Raw genomic sequence first — 1,613 nt, 5'->3', positions numbered from 1 at the left:
AATGCATCCTGACCCTAAGGCAGATCGCGGCCCTTTACCGGATTGAGACAGACATCCGTGGTCAGAGCCCCGAGGTGCGGCTGGCGGCAAGGCGGGAACGGTCCGCGCCGAAAATCGTGGCCTTTCAGGACTGGCTGCACCAGCACAGGGCTAGCGTCTCAGCCAAATCGCCCCTGGCCGAAGCTCTGAAATACATCGCCAAATACTGGGACGGCCTCTGCTTGTTCCTGACAGACGGCCGCGTCGAACTGGACAACAACACCGTTGAACGCACCATCCGCCCCATTGCCCTGAACCGGAAAAACGCGCTCTTCGCCGGTCACGACGCAGGGGCGGAAAACTGGGCTGTCATTGCCTCGCTCATCGAAACCTGCAAACTGAACGCAGTCGATCCGCATGCCTGGCTGACCGCAACCCTGAGCGCCATCTCGGGCGGCCACAAGCAGAGCCAGATCACCGATCTTCTGCCTAGAAACTACGTCGCCAAGGTGTGACTGGGACACCGGTTACGCTGCATCTCGGTATGGACGAGGAAACACTGGAGATCCGCGCGGTCGGCGTCACGACAAGCAATGTCGGCGATGCACCCATGCTGCCCGACTTGCTGGAACAAATCCCACCCGACCAGGAGATCGCCACCGTCACCGCTGATGGGGCCTATGACACGCGAAGATGTCACAATGTGATTGCCGCTCGGGGTGCCGCAGCCATCATCCCGCCGCGTAAGAACGCCCAACTTTGGAAACCAACCACGGCGGGCGCTATCGCGCGAAACGAAGCTGTGAGAGCCTGCAAATATCACGGACGGGCACTCTGGCAAAAGTTCACCGGCTATCACCGCCGAAGCCGCGCAGAGACGAAACCTCTCGGGATATTCCCTTCGGAAATACCCTGCCGGTCAGTGAATGAACTGCGTCAAACTCCTTGGCCAAGGCCTCATGGCCCGAGACTTCGACCGGCAGGTTGCTGAGTTCCAAGTCCGGATCGCGGTGCGCAATCGCTACACCGCTCTTGGCATACCCGTCACTGACCCCGTAGGATAAGTGTCTACAGGAAAAGGGAAACTCTGTTCAAACCACGATTTGTGCAACAGAGCGCCTTCGGCGCCGGGATCATCAGCGAGGGCGACCTGCTGCGCGGCGCCTTCGGCAATGCCGGAGAGATCGGCATGATCTTCACTCCCGAAGAGGCCGGGATCCGCCCCGCGCTCGGACTGCTCTTGGCGCACCTGCGCCACGCCGGACGGGGCGAGCTTCGCAGCATCGAGGAACTCGACCGGGCGGTCAGCCCGATGCTGCCTATGCTGCCTGAGGTGACCGATTGGGTCGGGCAGGTGGCGCCGCAGCTCAACCGGGTGCTCAACGCGGTGACGGCTGTGGCGGATCCTGCCTGCATCGTCTTCGGCGGCCAGATCTCGCGCGCGCTGGCACAGGCCTTTATCGACCGTGCCGAGTTCTTTGCCCGCCCGCGCCATGGCCATATCAATCCTTTGCCGGAGTTGGCGATCTCGACACTCGGAGGAGAGACCCCGGCGGTCGGCGCGGCATGCCTGCCACTGCGGGCGCTGCTGTTCTGACGTCACCCAGCTCGGAAGTGTCCGTCGTCATATAAAA

At 61.9% G+C, this 1,613-nt stretch carries 2 protein-coding genes and 1 pseudogene; all 3 read left to right on the top strand.

The genetic code is table 11. From position 1 onward, the window contains the following. Nucleotides 1-494: transposase (locus KO516_RS00685; protein WP_216001881.1), on the top strand; the 494-nt coding region annotated here is incomplete at its 5' end. A 17-nt stretch (nt 495-511) separates the two neighbouring features. After that, a pseudogene (locus KO516_RS00680) lies at nt 512-1,043 on the top strand (IS5 family transposase); the annotation flags it as partial. 41 nt (nt 1,044-1,084) lie between these two features. Beyond that, entirely contained in the window at nt 1,085-1,576 is a 492-nt protein-coding gene (locus KO516_RS00675; protein WP_216001880.1) for a hypothetical protein, read from the top strand. Nucleotides 1,577-1,613: the final 37 nt, after the last annotated feature.

Origin of the sequence: Citreicella sp. C3M06, from assembly GCF_018860705.1 — a bacterium.
Taxonomy (GTDB): Bacteria; Pseudomonadota; Alphaproteobacteria; order Rhodobacterales; family Rhodobacteraceae; genus Salipiger.
Note: the sequence above shows the minus strand (reverse complement) of the source record. Positions and strands in the feature narration are given on the sequence as shown.